20 protein-coding genes and 1 pseudogene are annotated in these 20,998 nt (G+C 40.6%); 17 read left to right on the forward strand and 4 right to left on the reverse strand.

Going from position 1 to position 20,998, the window contains the following annotated elements; all coding sequences use genetic code 11:
* Positions 1-17: 17 nt before the first annotated feature.
* Together cobJ and PN470_RS01505 are read right to left on the reverse strand one after the other, a co-directional pair.
* Positions 18-1,463 carry a precorrin-3B C(17)-methyltransferase gene (gene cobJ, locus PN470_RS01500; protein WP_272103458.1) on the reverse strand — a complete coding sequence of 482 codons (1,446 nt, stop codon included), beginning with the start codon at positions 1,461-1,463 and terminating at the stop codon, positions 18-20.
* A complete protein-coding gene (locus PN470_RS01505; protein ID WP_272103460.1) occupies positions 1,460-2,188 on the reverse strand; it encodes a Uma2 family endonuclease in 729 nt (242 codons plus the stop codon). The genes cobJ and PN470_RS01505 overlap by 4 nt, the downstream gene beginning before the upstream one ends.
* Before the next feature lie 341 nt (positions 2,189-2,529).
* Between PN470_RS01505 and PN470_RS01510 the strand changes: the two genes are divergently transcribed.
* The 15 genes and pseudogenes from PN470_RS01510 to PN470_RS01580 all read left to right on the forward strand — a co-directional run bounded on the left by PN470_RS01510 (position 2,530) and on the right by PN470_RS01580 (position 16,602).
* Positions 2,530-3,237, forward strand: coding sequence for a hypothetical protein (locus tag PN470_RS01510; RefSeq protein WP_002740014.1), 708 nt, complete (start codon positions 2,530-2,532; stop codon positions 3,235-3,237).
* A gap of 166 nt (positions 3,238-3,403) precedes the next feature.
* Complete coding sequence (locus PN470_RS01515; RefSeq protein ID WP_103111411.1) at positions 3,404-3,835, forward strand: DUF29 domain-containing protein; 432 nt, start codon at positions 3,404-3,406, stop codon at positions 3,833-3,835.
* A 124-nt stretch (positions 3,836-3,959) separates the two neighbouring features.
* Positions 3,960-5,180: pseudogene (locus PN470_RS22295) on the forward strand (NACHT domain-containing protein); the annotation flags it as partial.
* 1,581 nt (positions 5,181-6,761) lie between these two features.
* Positions 6,762-7,064 (forward strand): DUF1257 domain-containing protein, encoded by a 303-nt coding sequence (locus tag PN470_RS01525; RefSeq protein ID WP_272103472.1) that lies wholly within the window; start codon positions 6,762-6,764, stop codon positions 7,062-7,064.
* Between the two features lie 246 nt (positions 7,065-7,310).
* Positions 7,311-7,535, forward strand: coding sequence for a DUF433 domain-containing protein (locus tag PN470_RS01530; RefSeq protein WP_002745983.1), 225 nt, complete (start codon positions 7,311-7,313; stop codon positions 7,533-7,535).
* Positions 7,532-7,864, forward strand: coding sequence for a DUF5615 family PIN-like protein (locus PN470_RS01535; RefSeq protein WP_069475376.1), 333 nt, complete (start codon positions 7,532-7,534; stop codon positions 7,862-7,864). The genes PN470_RS01530 and PN470_RS01535 overlap by 4 nt, the downstream gene beginning before the upstream one ends.
* 171 nt (positions 7,865-8,035) lie before the next feature.
* The gene (locus PN470_RS01540) at positions 8,036-8,341 is read left to right on the forward strand and encodes a hypothetical protein (protein WP_272103462.1); all 306 of its coding nucleotides are present in this window, start codon (positions 8,036-8,038) and stop codon (positions 8,339-8,341) included.
* A gap of 487 nt (positions 8,342-8,828) precedes the next feature.
* Positions 8,829-9,566, forward strand: coding sequence for a septal ring lytic transglycosylase RlpA family protein (locus PN470_RS01545; protein ID WP_004162293.1), 738 nt, complete (start codon positions 8,829-8,831; stop codon positions 9,564-9,566).
* Between the two features lie 340 nt (positions 9,567-9,906).
* Positions 9,907-10,608 carry an ABC transporter ATP-binding protein gene (locus PN470_RS01550; protein WP_272103464.1) on the forward strand — a complete coding sequence of 234 codons (702 nt, stop codon included), beginning with the start codon at positions 9,907-9,909 and terminating at the stop codon, positions 10,606-10,608.
* A 124-nt stretch (positions 10,609-10,732) separates the two neighbouring features.
* Positions 10,733-12,394 carry an NAD(P)H-quinone oxidoreductase subunit 4 gene (locus PN470_RS01555; RefSeq protein ID WP_271936403.1) on the forward strand — a complete coding sequence of 554 codons (1,662 nt, stop codon included), beginning with the start codon at positions 10,733-10,735 and terminating at the stop codon, positions 12,392-12,394.
* 155 nt (positions 12,395-12,549) lie between these two features.
* Entirely contained in the window at positions 12,550-13,593 is a 1,044-nt protein-coding gene (locus PN470_RS01560) for a DNA cytosine methyltransferase (RefSeq protein WP_272103466.1), read from the forward strand.
* 182 nt (positions 13,594-13,775) lie between these two features.
* Positions 13,776-14,468 carry a hypothetical protein gene (locus tag PN470_RS01565; RefSeq protein WP_002739522.1) on the forward strand — a complete coding sequence of 231 codons (693 nt, stop codon included), beginning with the start codon at positions 13,776-13,778 and terminating at the stop codon, positions 14,466-14,468.
* A 331-nt stretch (positions 14,469-14,799) separates the two neighbouring features.
* Complete coding sequence (locus PN470_RS01570; protein WP_016517050.1) at positions 14,800-15,141, forward strand: hypothetical protein; 342 nt, start codon at positions 14,800-14,802, stop codon at positions 15,139-15,141.
* 153 nt (positions 15,142-15,294) lie between these two features.
* Entirely contained in the window at positions 15,295-15,768 is a 474-nt protein-coding gene (locus PN470_RS01575; RefSeq protein ID WP_103111405.1) for a tRNA (cytidine(34)-2'-O)-methyltransferase, read from the forward strand.
* 246 nt (positions 15,769-16,014) lie between these two features.
* On the forward strand, positions 16,015-16,602 hold the full coding sequence (locus tag PN470_RS01580) for a prepilin-type cleavage/methylation domain-containing protein (RefSeq protein WP_103111404.1): 588 nt from the start codon (positions 16,015-16,017) through the stop codon (positions 16,600-16,602).
* A gap of 14 nt (positions 16,603-16,616) precedes the next feature.
* Here PN470_RS01580 and PN470_RS01585 read toward each other — a convergent pair whose 3' ends face one another.
* Positions 16,617-16,973, reverse strand: coding sequence for a 4a-hydroxytetrahydrobiopterin dehydratase (locus PN470_RS01585; RefSeq protein WP_002754602.1), 357 nt, complete (start codon positions 16,971-16,973; stop codon positions 16,617-16,619).
* Between the two features lie 228 nt (positions 16,974-17,201).
* Here PN470_RS01585 and PN470_RS01590 point away from each other — a divergent pair, with 228 nt between their 5' ends.
* Together PN470_RS01590 and bchB are read left to right on the forward strand one after the other, a co-directional pair.
* Positions 17,202-17,798 (forward strand): ParA family protein, encoded by a 597-nt coding sequence (locus PN470_RS01590; protein ID WP_002740297.1) that lies wholly within the window; start codon positions 17,202-17,204, stop codon positions 17,796-17,798.
* Positions 17,799-17,953: 155 nt separating this feature from the next.
* Positions 17,954-19,480 carry a ferredoxin:protochlorophyllide reductase (ATP-dependent) subunit B gene (bchB, locus tag PN470_RS01595; protein WP_004162303.1) on the forward strand — a complete coding sequence of 509 codons (1,527 nt, stop codon included), beginning with the start codon at positions 17,954-17,956 and terminating at the stop codon, positions 19,478-19,480.
* A 47-nt stretch (positions 19,481-19,527) separates the two neighbouring features.
* On the opposite strand, the gene PN470_RS01600 is transcribed toward bchB, so the two are convergent.
* Positions 19,528-20,655, reverse strand: a complete 1,128-nt coding sequence (locus PN470_RS01600; RefSeq protein ID WP_271936411.1) for a class I SAM-dependent methyltransferase — start codon at positions 20,653-20,655, stop codon at positions 19,528-19,530.
* Positions 20,656-20,998 lie beyond the last annotated feature (343 nt).

A 20,998-nucleotide genomic window follows, 5' to 3' on the forward strand; every position in this document is an offset into this window, starting at 1 on the left:
GAGTATCATTAATCCTTTTAATAGTGACGTGGAGTATAAACCCATTGTTTTGTTTTACCTTGCCCAATAAGGCGAGTTTTACTCGATCCGACCAAAATTATAGTCCGCATATCCGCATCTTTAATAGTCATATCCTCTAGGAATTTCACCGTCACTGTTTCCCCTTTTCGCCCTAAATTACGCGCTAGTACCACAGGAGTTTGCGGCGATCGCCATTGTAATAAAATCTCTTTTGCCTTCTCCAATTGCCAAGTGCGCTCTTGAGACACAGGATTATAAAATGCGATCGCTAAATCTGCCCGGGCCGCTAACTCAATACGCTGAGAAATCACTTGCCAAGATTTGAGAATATCCGATAGGGAAATCGCACAAAAATCATGGCCTAAAGGTGCGCCAACCCTAGCAGCCGCCGCTTGCATGGCCGAAATCCCCGGACAGACCTGAATGGCCACCTGCTGCCATGCCGGTTTTGCTTTTTTTTCTAATACCTCAAACACGGCCGCGGCCATGGCATAAATTCCGGGATCTCCGGAAGAAACTAAGACAACTGATCGCCCCTTAGCCGCTAAATCTAGGGCTATTTCTGCGCGATCGAGTTCCACCCGATTATCCGATTCATGGCGGACAATTTCTGGTTTTTTCAGGAATTCTACCAAATCCAAATAGGTTTTATAACCCACCCAATCCGTGGCTTTTTCCAACACTTCTCGAACTTCCGGCGACATCCAATTTAGCGCACCCGGTCCAGTTCCGACTATGGCTAATTTACCTTGACTTTCTTGATCGAAATCCCCCGGGGACAAACCAGATTTTTCCTTAATTTGCTGGCTTTCTTCACAGAGATAAACTAAACAGTTACTGCTAGGTTTTGCCAAGTTTAAGTTATTTTTATCTATAATCTCAATGCTCAATTTTGCTGCTGATGAAATTGGTAAATTACTATTTTTTAACCAGTCCGCTTCACCGATTAATTTTACTTTTTCACCCGCCAATAAATCGGACAAAAACTTCTTAGCATCATCGGGATTAACTAACTGATAACCCGGGGGTGGCGATAATAAAGTCGTTTTAAATCTAATATCACCAGTGGTAGTAATTGCGGGGGAAATTTGCAAAACCGAGGCAATTTGACGAGCGAGATCATTAACCCCTTGTAAACCCCCCAACAAAGGCACTACGGCGCTGCCATCTTCTGCGATTGCTAATACAGGCGGTTCTTGCCATTTATTAGTTAATAAAGGTGCTAAAGTGCGAATTAAAATACCCGCCGCACAAATACCAATAATTGGCGTTCCCGTCTGGAAAAATTCTCGCACCGTTTCGCCAAAATTAGTATAGGTAAAATCAGCCGAATGGGTACGATCTATTAACCCATAAACCACTGCTTCCGGTAGGGCCATTTGCACTTGACGAGCAACGGGGAGGCTGGTTTCTCCTAAAATGAGAATAGCTGGAGGTTTCATTTGGCTTCCCCCGACTGCGCTGCGGTTAACTTTTGGATAAATTCTTGATGTTCTACCGAGTTAATTCCAGCTTTTAAGATGTCTAACACCCGTGACATATTGCCGTTGAGCATGGCTGAAATATCTAACCACAACCCCGGAAATACTAGAGAGCAAATCACCCCTTCTTGGTTGGCTAACAAAGAAATATAATCGCCATTTTCTAAACTAAACCAATCAATTTTTTGATCAAATACCTGCCAAATAAGGTATTCTTGAATGCCACTGCGCCGATAAGCACGTTTTTTATCCCCTAAATCTATGGCGGCACTACTAGCGGCAATTTCTACCACTAATTCCGGCGCTCCTTCTAGGTATCCCTCTACAGTTAGGGTTGATTTTCCCCCGCTTTCTTGACTAATTAATAACACCCCATCCGGCTGTAGTTCGTTGTCGATATCCAAGCGAACTGTTGGCTCAATACCCATTTGTACTTGGGGGGTAGCAGCTTGATAAACTCCCAACCAAGTGATTAAACGTCCGTGGGGTTCAGCATGAAATTTAAACCTTAATGGGGATGCCATATATACAACTCCTTCGATCAGTTCGGCTTTTTTTAATCCTGGCATAGCTTGATAACGGCGCTCGAATTCGGTACGAATTAAGCGATCCCCATTTTCTAACGGGGGTAAATGTTGAGTGGTTACAGCCTGAGAATTTAAGTATTTAACCGGGGAAGAAGTCATGGTGGCAGTCTTTGAAAACAAAACAGCATTGATTTTATTATAGATTGTTTCATCGGACTTCTTGCGGGATTTAACTTTTAGCTGAAATTTCGCCAGAAGTCCTGAGCTTTTAGCGATGGAATGAATGGCGACCAACAGATAGACAATTCCCCAAAACTATAGCATTTATCTTAGTGATGAGGTACAAAGTTTTCCTTTTGCGAAGTCGGTGGTCGATACCAAATTAGGTTACACTTCATCTAGTTATGAGAAACGCTGTCATAACTGATATAGCGAGCCTAAATGAAAGGTAAACGTCCTCTCCTAGAGCCTACCCGTTCACGAATAACCGATAACTGATAATGTTGGTTCCCCTTACCCGTCAATCGATCGAGCAAATTGTCCCGATTATCGCCACCGGCCCCCAGTACGCTCACTATTGGGGTAAATGGTCTGATTTTCTGCGCCGTTTATTCATTTCTATCATCGCTCTCACCGCAGCTTGGTTAATCGGTAATTTATTCGGCCCCGGTGGTTTAACAATTAAACTGATATTCGACATTATCGCCGGTTTATATTGGCTCTGGGGTCCGGTTTACTGGGCCAGTGTTCGCAATAATACCTATCGTCGTCTTCCCTACGGGGGATTTTGGCGCGGTCGCGTTTTCGATGCTTTTGTCACCGAGGAATTAATCGGGGAAGAAGAAAGGGTCAATAAACGCGGGGAATTAGAGATTATCGAAAATCGCCAACGCTGTATTAATCTAGAAATCGGTGATCAAACTGGCTTTTCGGCGATCGTTCGCGCTCCCCTCAAACGCATCCATAAATCGATCCGTCCCGGGATGGTGGCCGAAGCTTTGTTAATGTCTCGAGACCCCGATTTAGGGGATATCAATCAGCTTTCTGATGTCCATCTTCCCCAACTCGACCAGTGGATAGGGGAATATCCTGTGCTGCGACGGGATATTTTCCAGCAAGTTAGTCGCGAATTGGGAGGGGGAAAAGAACCCCGGCCAAAACCTTCTCGTTATTCTAATAATGTCATCCGAAGACGCAAAACCCGTTAATGGTTCGGCGATCTTTGAAACGATGCTGGTTTCCCGGTCATCAATGAATAATAATTTACAGATTTTGGGTAATTTAATCCTTGTTTTTGCTGTTTTTGAACCATCAAAAATTAATTATGCAAGAGGTTCAATATAATGTTAATTGAGCTTAGAAGGAGATAAATCGATGACGGCATCCTATGAGCAAGACTTTGGACTTTGGGCCGAACAAATGGCCGATTTATTAGCTTCCGGTCGGTTTTCCGAGTTGGATATTGAGAATTTAGTCGAAGAGGTGCGGGATTTGTCGAAACGGGAGCGCGATCGCTTACTTGCTAGTCTCAGATTAATTTTGCATCATTTATTAAAGTGGGACTATCAACCTCAACGGCGATCCTGGGATTGGTTGGGAACTATTCAACAAGAAAGAGCTAATATTAGGCTTTATTTGGACGATAGCGCCAGTTTAAAGCGATATTTAACCGATGAAAGCCTATTTAAACTCTATGCTGTTGCTTGTTGCGATGCCTTTAGAGAGACGGGATTAGAGTTTCCCCCCGTTTGTCCCTACGGTATTGAGGATATTTTAAATCGTTCTCTTCATTTGTCGGAACGATAGACGAAAAACGATTAAAGTTGGTAAGCTTAGATAGTATCCACAGGATCTTAAGTTTATCGCCATGATTGACTGGTTAATTGTCTGGGGGGTTACTCAAGCCGCAGGTTCGCTTGTTCGTTCAGTAATGCAAGAGTTGGCAATAGAGGGTGCAAAAGATTACGGAAAGGAATTTTTTAAAAATAGTCTAGGTAAAGTGTTACACTTACCTGAAAAAGATGTTCAAAAAGAAGCTTATGGCAAAGCAATGAAGGAGTTTTTAGAACTCTTTCAGCAACAGTTAGAAATGGCCGATCTGGAGGATGATCAAATTAAAAACTTTGAAAAACCTCTCAAGACTTTTATTAAAGATGACCAAGTTAAACCTATTTTAGGGGATGCTTTTGATATTGATTGTCAAGTTCTTGATACTTTGACGTTAGCTCAATCTTGGCAAAGACTCAATTTACCGCCGTTACCTGCTGAATTTAACTGGGAAAAACTAGGTAAATTTTATTTGAGAAAAACTCAGGAAATTATTGAAAATTCTGAAAAGCTAAGAGCCGTTTTTTTAGTTAAGTTACAGAATAAAGATAGCCAAAATATTCAAGAAATAGCAGGAGTTAAAACAGATTATAATTTAGATAACTATGCGGAAGGCTTAAAAAAGGAATATGGCCATCTTAAATTAGAATGTTTAGACACAACGACTTATGAGCAAATCAAACTCTGGCGAATGTTTGTGCCGCAAAATGTGAGACGATGTAAACAGTTTATTCCTCAACTTTATGAATTACCTAAAGAAGTGCTGCAGGAACTTGTAGATAGGGGAGAAATTACTCAAGCGGAGTTAGAACAAATACAAGCAGAACTAGAACGAAAACGGCGAGAATATCTGAATGAAAAATTAGATCCTGTTTTGGATATTGTCAATTCTTCTGAATACCCAAGAACTGTAATTTTAGGTGATCCGGGGGCGGGAAAATCGAGTTTATTGCAGTATTTAGCTTTAAATTGGGCTGAAAAAGAACTCAGTCAGCGTGTTTTGCTTCCCCTTCCTCTTTTGATAGAATTGCGTATTTATGCCAGAGATAAGGATGAAAAAAAGTGTAAGAATATTCTAGAATTTTTCCATCAAGGTAATCTGATTTGTCATCTCAATCAACTTGCTTTAGATGATAAGCTTAAAAAAGGTCAAGTTGTTGTGCTTTTTGATGGCTTAGATGAAGTTTTTAATCCTCAATTAAGAGAAGAAATTGTCACGGATATCAAACGTTTTAGTATTCAATATCCTCAAGTGCAGATTATAGTAACTTCTCGCTGGTTAGGATATAAAGCAGAAGAATTAAATCATGCTGGTTTTGACCATTTTATGATCCAAGATTTAGATCAAAATCAGATTGAAGATTTTATCAAACGTTGGCATGATTTAGCTTTTGAAAATCGAGATGATAAAACCCAAAAACAAGAACGTTTACAAAAGGCAATTAAGGAGTCAAAAGCGATTCGGCAATTAGCAGGAAATCCTTTATTATTAACGATGATGGCTATTCTGAACCGAACTCAAGAATTACCAAGAGATCGCTCAAAACTTTATGAAAAAGCGTCAGAGGTGTTATTACATCAATGGGATTTTGAAACCAAGGAAGGATTAATTGATCCTGAACTGAAAAAATATCTTTACAATATTGATCTAAGAGATAAAAGGGACATTCTGCGTTTAGTCGCAAGTGCCATGCAAGCAGGAGAAAAAGGGTTAGCAGCTAATTTAATCTATAAGGAAGAATTAGAAAATGTTTTGACTCAATATCTTGAAAAAACAGGAATTAACAAACGAGATGCTAGTGATCTGACTGATTTAATTATCAAACAACTGCGCTATCGTAATTTTATTCTTTGTTCTTTAGGTGGCAATGCTTTTGCTTTTGTTCATCGAACTTTTTTAGAATACTTTTGTGCTTGCGAGTTTTATGAAAGATTTAAAAAACGAGGATTACCAGACGGAATTAGTCTTGAGGAATTGAAAACCAAAGTATTTGGAGAACATTATTCAGATCCTGTTTGGAAAGAAGTTTTATGTTTATTAATGGGGATGCTAAGTGCAGAATTTCCTAAAGAAATTGCTGAAGAGTTAATTAATTATCTCATTGATATAGAGGAAAAAGATCAGGGATTTGCTCATCTTTTTTTGGCAGCAGATTGTTATGGAGAATTGCGAAACCAGTCTATTTATGTTGAACTAAGTCAGCGATTGTTAAATCAACTAGAAAGGCTTTATGATAAAGATATAAGTTATTATAAAAAATATGATACTGGAAACCGGTGGGGACAAAGGGAGAAAAACAGAGACAAAAGTATTTCTTGTGTTGTAAAAAATTGGCAAGGTGATCCCAACGGATGGAATATGCTTCAAAAAATAGCTCAATCTGCAGCAACCAGTTGGCGACAACAACCTATTATCGACGCATTGGTTCAAATTGCTCAACTATACCCAGTGGCATTATCTAAAATTCAAGAACTTGCTAATAGGGGTAAATCAAAAGCAATTGAAGCTTTAGTAACCCATTGGCGAGATCACCCTCAAACTTTATCCATTATTCAACAACAAGCTAACAAGGGTCAATCAAAAGCAATTGAAGCTTTAGCAACCCATTGGCGAGATAATCCGCAAACTTTACCCATTATTCAACAACTAATTAATAAGGGTGAAAGGGAAATTATTGAACTTCGTAGAGCATTAGGTAAAATAACAATTGACTCGGAAATAGGAGCAATTATTGAAACGATATTAGCTAGAAAGGATGTAGATGATAAAATCAAAGAAGATTTTAAGCAACTTCTTGAGTATAATAATTCCAGAGATTGGAGAAACCCTGATCAATATAGTCAGAACAAAAGGGAGTGGGATAGTCAGAACAAAAGAGGCGCTGGCGGTTATTTTTCTACTTTAATAACTAAAATAACTGATCCTGAAATTTTAGTAAAATCTTTGCAGGATTTAGGAATAATAGTTAAACGTGAAGCAGATGTTCGTGGTTCTAACGGTCAAAGAGTTAGAGCAGATATTGTTGCTGTGCTAGAGGGAGATTATGATCTAGGTTGGAGTCGTAATACCGACGGAAGTTTTGACTTAATTGCTGATTTATGGGGAGTTGCTAAAAAACATAGTCAAACTGAATTGATTAATAGTATCAATGCAAAATATGCTGTTAATAAAACCCTTAAAGAAATTAAAGAGAGAGGTTTAAATTAGCGCAATCGCTAATCTACTAATCTTGTAGGGTGCGTGTTTGCGGCTACTAATTCTGTTAAAAAACCAAAATTAACAATCCGCACCCGACGCAGCAAATTTATTATTAAATTGGTGCGTTACGCTTTCGCACTTCACACCCTAAGAGTGGTACGAAGTTGAAGGGTGATCGTTCTTGTCGGTGGGGTGGAGTGCGATCTCTGTCATCGAATAAGATATAATTGGGAAGGTCAAAATAATTAAAGCATTATGAGTTACCAAAACATTATTACCATTGAACCTGGAAAACGAAGCGGAAAACCCTGCATTCGAGGAATGCGTATAACTGTGTACGATATTCTAGAATATTTAGCAGCAGGAATGACAGAAGCAGAAATTCTTGAGGATTTTTCAGAATTAACTTCCGAGGATATCAAAGCTTGTTTGGCTTTTGCTGCTGATCGAGAGAAAAAATTATTTATCACCTCTTTATGAAACTGTTATTAGATGAAAATTTGTCAGATCGGATTATTGATAAAATAATTGATTTATATTCTGATTCTCAGCGCGTCAAGACTTTAGGACTGATCAATACTGATGATGCACTTATCTGGGAATTTGCCAAATTCAACGATTTTGTAATTGTCTCTAAAGATGCCGATTTTCATCAGCGCAGTCTATTATATGGTCATCCACCAAAATTTATCTATCTTCGTATTGGCAATAGTCCCACTGCAAAAATTATCGAAATTTTAAGAGTTTATTTTTTAATTATTGTTGAATTTTTTGATAGTGAAACAGAAAGTCTGTTGATATTAAGTTGAGTGTGATCGCTGATCTTGTAGGGTGCGTGTTTGCGGTTACTAATTCTGTTAAAAAACCAAAATCAATAATCTGCACCCCACGCACCAACTTTGTCATTAAATTGGTGCGTTACTACGATTAATTTTCTCACTGGATTGACCCAAGGAAACCCAACACACATTAGATAGGGTTTGCCGAAAAAGCTTTTCGTGGGGTTAGGAGTCAGTCCCGATGAAAAAATTTTCACCACCACAGATGAAAGAGGTTTCTTTCCCTACACCCCACACCCGTTCGGACCTCGGCCATCTATATATATAGGGTTTGCCGAAAAAGTGGGGTTAGGAGTGAGTATTCAGTATTCAGATGCGGGTTTTCAGTTCACTGTTCACAGCAAAATACTCCCCACTTCCCCACTTCCCCACTTCCCTATCCCTTTTAAACAGGATTTATTATTAGCCTGTATCAGCATTTCTGATTACGTTGTTAAGTTTGGCTAATAACACCTTATTTTTAGTTCCTTGTCAAGCCCCTATTATAATTTTTAATCTTTGATCCTTAGTCCGATTTAACATTAATATTAAAAATCTGGTTTTTTGTAGCGAAGAAAACAGTTTTATTAACCATTATCTGCATCGATAGAGGGAAATCGGGGGGGGCTGATAATCCTTGAAAGCCTTGTCAATACTAGCGTTATTACCTTTCGAAATTTCACTAATTCCCCAAGTTTTCCTAACCTTGACCCCCTCTAGGAGACAAAAAATTAAAAACTTCCTATCTTAACTTGGTTCTTAGTGCAAGTCAACCCTTTATTTAAATTTTTGATTCTCTTGCCCGATAACGATATAAATTCTCGTAATGACCAACCAATTTTCCGTGATAGGGTTGAACAGAACGCAACCAAGTTAGCTTTGCAAGCAAAAAGGAATGTTAGCAAATTCCTTTGGCTTTGCATTGGGAACTTGCTAACGCACAATAAGAAGGTCTATGAATAAACAACTGATCAACAAACTACAAGCTGTAACCGCCCTTACGGTAGTGGGGACTACAGCCTCGATAATTTGTTCCCAGACAGCAGGACACAGCAACAGCTTGACGGATATTAGCGTAGGTCGTCAAACTGTTATCGAGTCAACTACTCAAACCGTTCTGTCCGCTTTTTCTAATAGTCGAACATCCGATTCAGATATTAAAGTATCACGTTCGGTTCAAGATAATGCTAACGAAATTCTAAAAACTTTGGAGTCCCTAGTGGACAAAGAAAATACCGTCCCGGCAAGCGTTACACCCCGCACCCAAGAGGCCATTCCTTCGACCATACAACCCCAATCACAACCCAATCAAGTCAAACCGGCCCCGGCCAGCAATCCTGCCTCAGTGACACCAGCAGAGAAGCCAAAAACAACCCAGGGGACAAAAACCAGCAGTCGCCCCCGTAAACGGGGAATGGCCTCTTGGTATGGTCCTGGTTTCCACGGTCGTCGCACCGCTAGTGGTGAGACTTTTAACTCTGGTGGTTTAACTGCCGCTCATCGCTATCTACCTTTCGGCACTAGGGTTAGGGTAACTAATCTGCGTAATGGGCGATCAGTGGTGGTGCGAATTAACGATCGCGGTCCGTTTAGCGGTGGCCGCGTCATCGACCTATCCAGAGGTGCGGCAGCGATTATCGGTGTCTTCCAATCGGGAGTTGCCCCAGTGGTCTTGGAAGTTTTAGGCAGATAATCAGTGATCAGTTATCAGTAAACAGTAAGCAGTGAAAAGACAGCACTGTTAATGCTACTCAATACCCCTCACTCAATAATGCGTCTTGGAAAATTCAGTACAAATGATCGGGGTTCCTCCTTATCCCTGACTTGAAAGAGGGTGTAGGGTGTGGGGTGTGGGGTGTAGGGAAGGAAACCTCTTTCATCTGTGGGGGTGAAAATTTTTTCATCGGGACTGACTAAAAACTCACATCTGATCAGTGATAACTGGTAACTGATAACTGGTAACTGATAACTGGTAACTGATAACTGGTAACTGATCACTGCTATAGTGATCCTATTGGGATTTGACGGGGTTTATGTTAGAAATTAACGATTTATCGGTTAATTATGGCGGAATAAAGGCATTACAGCAGGTTAGCTTAAGGGTAGAAAAGGGGGAAATTGTCACCCTCATTGGAGCGAACGGAGCAGGAAAAACGACGACTCTAAAGACGATATCTCGGCTTTTAACGGCAAAGACCGGGCGAATAATCTATCAGGGTCAAGATATTACCCATTTACCGCCCCATGAAATCGTTAAACGGGGAATTGCCCATAGTCCGGAAGGTAGAAGAATCTTAGCTCGTCAAACAGTCTTGACAAATTTGCAGTTAGGTGCCTATACGAGGAGCGATCGCCTAGGAGTAAAAAGCGATATCGAAGAGCAGTGGCAACTGTTTCCCCGACTATCGGAGCGCCGAGAGCAGTTAGCGGGAACCCTAAGCGGTGGGGAACAGCAGATGCTTGCGATCGCCAGAGCTTTAATGAGTCGTCCCAAGTTATTGTTACTAGACGAACCCAGTTTAGGACTAGCGCCGCAGATAGTGCGAGAAATCTTCAGTATTATCCGTAAATTAAATGAATCGGGAGTAACTATCCTGTTAGTGGAACAAAACGCCAATTTAGCCCTAGAAACTGCCAATCGCGGCTATGTTTTGGAAGCGGGACGCTTGACTATTGCGGGAAAAGCCGGGGATTTACTCAGGGATGAGCGGGTCAAACAAGCCTATTTGGGTTAATCGATGATGATGCGGCAACTATAGATAAAATCCTATGGTAAAGGTAGGAGAAAAAATATTCACAAAATTTTACAAAGTCGCATAAAATGAACACATAACGAAATAGGTATTTTTTCTTACTGCCATGCTAACGGCTAACTTCCCCTGGCTCACTGCCATCATTTTGCTCCCCTTGCTTTCCTCCTTCCTAATCCCTGTAATCCCCGACAAGGAAGGAAAAACCGTTCGTTGGTTTGCTCTTGGAGTCGGACTAGCAGACTTTATATTAATGTGTTACGTCTTTTTACAAAAATATGATTTAAGCAACCCCAACCTACAATTAGTAGAAAAAATCGATTGGGTTCCCCAAATTGGTTTAAGTTGGGCGGTGTCGGTGGATGGTATCTCGGCACCGTTAGTTTTATTAGCAGGATTGGTGACAACCCTTTCTATCTTGTCCGCATGGCAAGTGGACCGTAAACCCCGTTTATTCTACTTCCTGATGCTGTTGCTCTACGCCGCTCAGATTGGTGTTTTCGTCGCCCAAGACTTATTATTATTCTTTTTAATGTGGGAAATCGAGTTAATTCCCGTTTATCTACTCGTTTCCATCTGGGGTGGCCAAAAACGTCGTTATGCCGCCACTAAATTCTTACTCTACACCGCCGCCGCTTCTATCTTCATCCTCGTTGCTGGTCTAGCCATGGCTCTTTACGGTGGTGGTACGATGACCTTTGACATGGCGGAATTAGGATTTAAAGATTATCCCCTCGCTTTAGAATTAGTCCTTTACGCTGGTTTATTAATCGCTTTCGGGGTCAAACTCGCCATCTTCCCCCTCCATACTTGGCTCCCCGATGCTCACGGTGAAGCTTCTGCACCTGTATCGATGATTCTCGCTGGTGTTCTCCTCAAAATGGGTGGTTATGGTTTAATCCGCCTTAATATGGGGCTTCTACCCGATGCACATATCTACTTTGCTCCGATTCTAGCGATTCTCGGTGTCGTTAATATTATCTACGGTGCTTTCGCTTCCTTCGGTCAACAAAACATGAAACGTCGTCTCGCTTATTCCTCGGTTTCACACATGGGATTCGTCCTTTTAGGGATTGCTTCCTTTACCGATGTGGGTATTAGCGGCGCTATGTTACAAATGCTCTCCCATGGTTTAATTGCCGCCGTCTTATTCTTCCTTGCTGGTGTCACCTATGACCGCACCCATACCTTAGCTTTAAACGAGATGGGTGGGGTTGCTCAAGCGATGCCGAAAGTCTTCGCTCTCTTTACTGCCGGCGCCATGGCTTCCCTAGCGTTACCCGGAATGAGCGGTTTTGCCAGTGAAATTACTGTATTCATCGGTGTCACTAGCAGTGACGTTTATAGCCAAACCTTCCGGGTTGTGACTGTTTTCCTCGCTTCCGTTGGTTTAATCCTCACCCCGATTTATCTACTCTCCATGCTTCGTCAAGTTTTCTACGGAGATGGTTCTTCCTGCGATATTACTAACATTACCCTCAACAAAAGCAACGAACAAGCAGTTTGTTTTGGTACTAGCTGTGTCCTTCCTGACGAATCAGAATATATTGACGCTAAACCCAGAGAAATCTTTATCGCTGTCTCTTTCCTCGCTTTGATTGTCGCTATCGGTTTTTATCCCCAACTGGCTACCCGTATCTACGATGTGAAAACGGTGGCAGTTAACTCGGAAGTGCGTCAAGCTTATACAGAAATCGCCGCTACTCGTCAAAATATCTACGCTGAAACTCAACCGGACGTAAGCGCCAAAGTTGCCAGTATATTCCAATAAATTGGCAAGTCTAAAGTGAATAGGTTATCAGGAGTAGAAATTCTGCTCCTGATTTTTTTGGCGAGGAAAAAGATGCGAGCATTTATACTAAAATCTAAGATAGCCAGTTTAATATCGTCTCTGGGATCAAAACAAAAGCTTAGAATAGATAAAATATGTGGACTTTTATTGATTTATTTGCCGGTATAGGAGGATTTAGAATCGCTCTAGAGAATCTCGGTTGTCAATGCGTTTTTTCCTCGGAAATCGATCCTCACTCCCAAAAGGTTTACTTGGCTAACTATGGTCATTTACCCGATAATCAAGACATCAGAAAATTAGAGGTAAAAACTGTCCCCGATCATGATATACTCTGCGGCGGTTTTCCCTGTCAAGCCTTTAGTATCGCCGGCAGAAAACACGGTTTTGAAGATGCACGCGGAACCTTATTTTTTGAAGTTGCCCGGATATTACACGAAAAGAAACCGAAAGCTTTTATCTTAGAAAATGTCCAGGGTTTAGTCCATCATGATCGAGGTAAAACTTTAAAAACTATTTTAGATATATTAGAAAAGGATTTGCATTATTTTGTCCCTAGTCCCCAGATTTTAAATGCCAGATATTTTGGGGTTCCTCAAAACCGTCCCCGAATTTTTATCGTCGGTTTTCGAGAGGATTTAAATATTTACCATTTTTCCTATCCCCAACCAACCTATCAAGAAACTTGTCTCAAAGATATCCTAGAAGAAAAGGAAGTCAGCGTTAAATATTATCTCTCTAATCAGTATTTAGAAACTTTGTTTAAACACAAGGCCAGACACCAACATAAAGGTAATGGTTTCGGTTATGAGATTATTTCTCCCGATGGTATCGCTAATGCTATTGTGGTGGGAGGTATGGGAAAAGAAAGAAATTTAGTTATCGATCAAAGACTGACTAATTTTACTCCCGTTACTCGCATTAAGGGAGAGGTAAATAAATTATTCGTCCGCAGAATGACCCCCAGAGAATGGGCAAGATTACAGGGATTTCCCGATAGTTTTCGGATTGTTGTTAGCGATGTCCAAGCTTATAAACAGTTCGGCAATTCTGTGGCCATTCCCGTGGTAGAAGCGGTGGCAAAAGAGGTGATTAAAACTTTAGATTTATCCAGAGATTCTCAAGAAAATATCTGCATTCAAGACCTACAGGGGAGACAATTAGAGTTATTGTCAATCTGAGGAACAATAACAATTGTTTCTAGGTGTTTGGGTATAGGACAGCGTTGCTTATCAAGATGAAGTATAACCTAATTTGCTATGGACGACCAACCACTGGCCCTCCAAAACCAAAACTTCTTATCTCACCGTTAAGATAACTGCTATAATAATAGTTAATTATTTAATCAATGCGATTGCCGTTTATGCTGAAGTCTGACTGGATTAAATTAATCAATGCTATTCGTCTCCGAAAAAAAGAATATAATGGCACGGATGGAGATATTCATTATAGCTTCTATTACAAGAAAACTTCTAACAATAGAGGCTATGGAGAGGGGGGAGATATGGTTGATTTAAGTTATGATGAATGTTCCTTGGGATTGAGATATAAAGGAGATAGATTTTATTTAACGTCTGTCTATGGTCATACCGTATGTTGTTGTCGTCCTAAATACGATAGTTATGTGTTAGAAAAAATACAAAAATATCATTCTAGAGAAGAATTTATACCTCATATATGTCCTGGTCATCCCACTACAGCTTCTGGTTGCAGTTTTAGCAATGATAATGACTTTTTATATTATGCGGGTTTTTATACCGCCGCTTTTTTATACGCTTTTGATGTCAAAGATCCTAAGCTACAATTAATTGACAAAGAATGGATTGTTTTTGATTCTAAATTCGGCTATTTTGATTTTGCCACCTATTTTTCTAATCATCAAGTTATCTCGATTAAACTACCGATCCCAAAATTTATTGATCCCAATCATACATCAGTATTAAAACTAGCAGAAGGGGTAGAAATAAACGATAAAGATCATACTAATTATCAGCAATCTTCCCAATACTTAGATGAGATCAGAAGGGAAATTAAAGATGGGTTACTTGACCAATAATAGAGTAAATCGGGATAATAAATGCCTCTCTTGTCCTTTGTCTAATAATTTTTACTCATTAAATATCCGTTCCTTAACGAGAGCTTGATTTTTTTCCTACAAATGAGAGATTACCTAACGCACTCTACCTAAAATTTTCTTAATAGATAGACTATAAGCAATGTTTTTTCTAACAGCAAAATAGGATTCTGACTAGACGCGGTTTTTCCTTAGAGGTGACAATAAAAGAGCAGTAGAGGTGATGGTTTCGCCGGTTGTGCTTGTTAAAGGTATCTTTCTTATACTACACTTGTAACATCAATAGGTTTTAGTATTTGGGAGAAAAAAAATTATGCGGACAATCACACGCACCACCACTACCGAGATGGAAGTCACCAGCATTCGTCTGGAAAGAGTCCTCAAAGACAAGCTGAAAGAGATTTCTGGCAATCAAGGTTATCAAGCACTCATTCGTGATGTCCTATGGAATTTCGTTCAGCAGAAATCAGGAGATTATCGACCTCAGTTTTGTGCCAGCGATATAAGGGCAGTATTTAACGCTACAGCTAGAAAAAATGAGATTTGCGCTCTTACAGGCAATTTAATCCCCGCTAATGCAACAATGTTGTTAGGTTTGACTATCTATGGCGATTTAGTCCCGTTGAGTATGGATAGTTATACCAATTTAAAATAAGTTTGAGTAGGGTGGGGCAAAATCCAGTATAGTTAGTCCTCACCCAAGGGAGATGGGAAGTGGGAATTATAAATTTAAATTATGAATTATGAATTGAGAGGTGGGGGGTTTTTTGCCGTGAACAGTGAACTGATAACCGATAACCGATAACTAATGACTGAAGCGATTTTACGAGTGGTTTTAATCAATCCGCAAATTCCGCCAAATACGGGGAATATTGCCCGTACTTGCGCCGCAACGCGGACAGAATTGCATTTAGTCGGTCCCTTGGGTTTTGAAATTAGCGATCGCTATCTGAAGCGGGCCGGCTTAGATTATTGGCCCTATGTAAAACTTATGTACCACTTGACAATTAATGACTTCTGTGCATATCAACAAAAGAGCGGCGGAAGGGCGATCGGGTTTACCGTGCGCGGCAGCAGCAGTTATGTGGAATACAGCTATCAAAGCGGAGATTGGCTACTTTTTGGCAGTGAAACCGACGGTATTCCAGCAGATTTATTAAATAAGTGCGATGACACGGTTTATATTCCCATGGCAGAACCGGGGGTGAGAAGTTTAAATCTTTCCGTTAGTGTGGCGATCGGATTATTCGAGGCCCGACGACAATTGGGATTTACTCGTTAGCGGGACATTTGGCTATATAAACAGAGCAAATAAACTTAATTGAGCAAAAAATCAGAAAATTGCTTTTATGTAGCTCATTTTTGCCTAAAGATAACTTTTTTTGCCAATATCAGAAAAAAATAGAGATCGCAGTCAATTTTGTCCGTAATAACAGCAAGAAATTATGTGGATTATCCTAGAGCAAATTAATTGTTGCTCCTTGTTAATTACATAATTTATTGAAAATAAAAAGGCAAGATGAGGCTCATGAATATCTTCGACCTTTCTCGAAAACATTTTGGCAATCTACAGCTTTTTAATCGGCAAAAATCCACCTCTGGCTTAACTCAAGTCGAGATGTTAGTTACCCTAATTTTATTAGGAATTCTCTTAACCATTGCCCTTTCTGTTTATCATCGTTTAATGGCTTGGATTCGCTTAAATATCGCCACCTTTGAAATATCACAACATTGGAAACATACCCGTTATCAAGCCATGGGAGAAGGTTCTCATCCCCTATCTTTGTGCATGGCAGAAAATGAAACCCAACAGATTAAAGTGGCAAAAGTGCAAGGGGACAAATGTGAAAATGTCACCGATTGGACTCCCATCACTCGCGGTGTTAGCATCGATACTAATAATTCTACCCTACGCCGAGTTAGTGGACCGGCGGGTAATCAAGGGACAATTTATCGCGCTAGTTGGGCCGATACAAGGGGGGGTTTAGGGGGTTCTTGGGGACAGTTAGGCAGAATTACTTTAGTTGCTTCCGGTACACCCGACAAACGCTGTTTATTTTTATTCCGTGTTGATGGTAGTTGGGATATTCGCAAAGATAATAGCTGTGTGCTTTAAAGGCTGATTTAAAACTAGGGAATCAGACGATCAATTTGTTGAGCTAAATCAAAATCTAAGTTACTCAAACCTCCCACGTCATGGGTAGTGAGGGAAAGAGTGACGCGATTGTAATTGATAGTAATATCAGGATGATGACCTAGGGATTCAGCCGGAGTAACTAAGCGATTAACAAAAGCGATCGCTTCGATAAAATTGTTAAATTTAAAAGTTTTTTCAATCCGTTGATCTCGTAACTGCCAGCCCGGGATAGTCTGTAATTGTTGGGAGATTTCTTGATCGGATAAACGAGTAGCGGGTAAAGAGAGGACTAATTCCCCAGTTAACCCAATCATGAAAGCGATCGCTATTGCTAAGAATTGCTTCAACATTGAAGACACTCCCGTAGTTGTGGTGAGCAGAAAAAGTGATCGATCGGGAGAGCATAAGCCCAAAATCTAACATAAAATCTAACATTAAGAAACACATTACACCAAAATATCGAGAGAGCCAGGCTCAAAAATCAAGAATCCCGACTGATAGCCTTTCTGGGGGAAACTTAAACGGTTTTCAGTCCGTCTGGGATTACACTAGAAAATACTCACTTATTCGATCCGTTCATGATTATCTCCGTCGTAGCACTGAAAGGAGGGGTCGGGAAAACCACCACATCGATTCATTTGGCCGCCTATTTTCAAGAAAAAGCGCCCACCTTATTGATTGATGCGGATAAAAATCGTTCGGCTCTCCATTGGTCCCGGGAAGATACCCTTCCTTTTATGGTAGCGTCCCAAGCTGGAGCGACGGGACTGGTAAAACAATACACTCATATTATCGTCGATACCCAGGCCCGGCCGGAGCCAGACGAGTTAAAAGATTTAGCTCAGGGCAGCGATTTATTAATTTTACCCACCACTCCCAATCATCTCGATATCGATGTCACCATTAAAGCGGCAGAATTGCTGTCCACGATGACCGATAATTATCGAGTTCTTTTAACCCAAGTGGATTCACGGACAAAAACAGGACGGGAAGCGCGGAAAGCTCTAGAAGAAGCAAAATTACCGCTATTTAAGCGAGAAATTCCCCGTTTAGTCGCTTTTGAACGAGCGGCCGAAAAGGGAGTCATCGTCAAAGATTATCCCGACCCCCGGTCGAATTTCGGTTGGCTTTGTTACCAAGCGGTCGGTAAAGAAATTTTTGCCCTCATGACATAAATTGTTAAAAAAGTTAATATTAATATTTGTGTCATTTTTCCCCAAAAAGATACTTAATCTGCATGGGGACTTTTTGTAATCTTCCGTTAAGTGTTCACCCCTAAATCGGTAAAGTCTGAGACAATCAAAAAAGTCTGACTGTAGGAGAACCCTCTATGAAATTGGCCTATTGGATGTATGCGGGTCCCGCTCATATTGGCACGTTAAGGATCGCCAGTTCCTTTAAAAATGTTCATGCTATCATGCACGCTCCTCTGGGAGACGATTATTTTAACGTCATGCGCTCGATGTTGGAAAGGGAGCGTAATTTTACCCCCGTCACTGCTAGTATTGTCGATCGTAATGTTTTAGCCCGGGGTTCCCAAGAAAAAGTCGTCGATAATATTGTTCGCAAAGATCGCGAAGAAAGTCCCGATTTAATCGTTTTAACCCCCACCTGTACCTCCAGTATTCTCCAAGAGGATTTACAAAACTTTGTCGAAAGAGCGCGACAGGATGCCCAAGGAGATGTGCTGCTGGCCGATGTCAACCACTATCGCTATAATGAACTACAAGCGGCCGATAAAACCCTCTATCAAATTATCAAGTATTATCTCGATAAGGCCCAGAGAAAAGGGGAAATTATCTCCCAGAAAACTCCTAAACCTTCGGTTAATATTATTGGTATTACCACCCTCGGTTTCCATAACCAACATGATCGCACAGAATTAAAGCGGTTAATGGCAGATTTGGACATTGAAGTTAACGAAATTATTCCCGAAGCTGCCTCGGTGGAAAACTTAAAAAATCTGCCCCGCGCTTGGTTTAATCTGGTTCCCTATCGAGAAGTGGGATTAATGACAGCCAAATATCTCGAAAGTGAATTCGCCATGCCCTACGTTGATATTACCCCCATGGGAGTAGTGGAAACAGCCCGCTGTATTCGCAAAATTCAAGAGGTAATTAATCCCCAAGGTGCAGCAGTAGATTACGAAGATTTTATCAATGAACAAACTCTGCATATCTCCCAAGCTGCTTGGTTTTCTCGTTCCATTGACTGTCAGAATTTAACCGGGAAAAAAGCGGTGGTTTTTGGTGATAATACCCACGCAGCCGCTATGACAAAAATTCTCGCCAGGGAGATGGGAATTCATGTGGTTTTAGCGGGTACTTATTGCAAGTATGATGCGGATTGGTTCCGGGAACAAGTGAGTGAATATTGCGATGAAGTGTTAATTAGTGATGATAATGGGGCGATAGGGGATGCTATTGCTCGATTAGAACCAGCGGCGATATTTGGTACTCAAATGGAACGTCATGTGGGTAAACGTTTAGATATTCCCTGTGGAGTCATTGCCGCACCTATTCATATCCAAAATTTCCCCCTCGGTTATAAACCTTTCTTAGGTTACGAAGGCACTAATCAGATCGCCGATTTGGTCTATAATTCCTTTACTTTGGGTATGGAAGATCACCTATTAGAGATATTCGGTGGTCATGATACCAAAGAGGTAATTACTAAAGGTATTTCGGCAGATTCTGACCTAAATTGGAATAAGGAAGCTACGGTAGAATTGCAGAAAATACCCGGTTTTGTGCGCGGGAAAGTCAAACGAAATACCGAAAAATTCGCCCGGGAGCGAGGGATTGGTGAAATAACTTTAGAGGTAATGTATGCCGCTAAAGAATCCGTAGGAGCTTAATCATTTCTTAGGGCTGAAAGTTAACAGCATTCAGCCCTTTTTTTTAGTTATTTACTTAATCCCTGAAGTATTCTTTCCTCTACTCCTTTCCCCTGAATTAACACTCCAAATCCTCCTAAACCGGTGGGATTGATTAATTGATGTAGGGCATCTCGACGCTGAAATATAGTTAATATATCGATTTTTCCTTGAGAAAGTTGATTTAATCTATCTCCCAATCCCAAAGCCATTAAAAATAATCCTTGCTGAGTAAAACCGAGATTTTTTAAGCCTAATTTCTCCCCTTGACGTTGTAAAGCAGTAAAATCCAGATGAGTGGTAATATCTTGTTCTCCCACCCACAAATAAGGATGATCATGACGCTGGTGTTGTCGATAACATTGTAGGGTTCCTTGACTTCTTTGGGGATGATAATATTTTTCGGCAGTGTAACCGTAATCTATGGTTAAGATATAACCTCGATCAAGTTTCCGATTAACCGTTTCTAACCAGTCTAAAGCTAATAAATTTACCTCGGTTTGATAACCCTCCGGATAAAGTGGTGAAGGAATATTTATCCCCACTAAATCAAAATAGTCTTTGATTCTGTCGGTGGATAAATCTGCGATAATCTCCTGAAAAGGTTCCCCCAATCCCAGATAAATTTCTCGTAATTCTCCCGACTCGATCACAACTCGATGGACAGGAAAAGCATCGATTAACTCATTACTAAACACACAACCCACAAGGGAATTATCGGCTAAATTCGGCCAACTTTGCCAAGATACCGGGGAATATCCCGCTAAAGTTGCCCGTTGTCTTTGCCTGAGTTTCTGAGATTGTTCAATAATTATATAACTGAGATTTTGATAAAAATCAGCATAGCTATCACTTAAATAATCAAGGATATCCTTCGCTAAAATCCCCGAACCTGCTCCCACTTCCACTAAAGTAAATCCTCGGGAATTGCCCAAAAATTCCGCCATCTCGACAAATTGCTCTGCTAACAATTGACCAAAATCTGCCCCTAGGGACGAGGAAGTAAAAAAATCTCCTTTTGAGCCAATTTCTACTTTTCCAGAGGTGTAATAGCCATAATCAGGGTGATAGAGAGCTAAATCCATCCAGCGCTCGAAGCTAATTCGACCCGCTACTGATTGTTTAATTTCCTCTAGGATGATTGCTTCTAAATTCATCTTGATCGGGGAAGTGGGGAAGATTTTTCAGTGTTGCCAAAGGCAAGGCGTAGCCGTCCAGTAAACAGTAATCAAGTATAAAGATAAAGATAAAAATAAAGATAACTAATACTAAATCCGTTGAATATAGGCTACATAAAGGGAATAAATAATCAGTCTTTAATAACCAGATTTAGTATAACTAACTAATTAACTTAAAACTTAAGTAGGTAGGCGTTAAAAGTTGTCAGATGCCCCCCTTATTAAGGGGGGATTAAAGGGGGGACTAAGGGGGGATCGGCACCCCCCTTATCAAGGGGGGCAGGGGGGATCGAACCTAAAATCCATTTTTAATTTAATTATA

Source organism: Microcystis sp. CS-574 (assembly GCF_028329095.1).
GTDB lineage: Bacteria > Cyanobacteriota > Cyanobacteriia > Cyanobacteriales > Microcystaceae > Microcystis > Microcystis ichthyoblabe_A.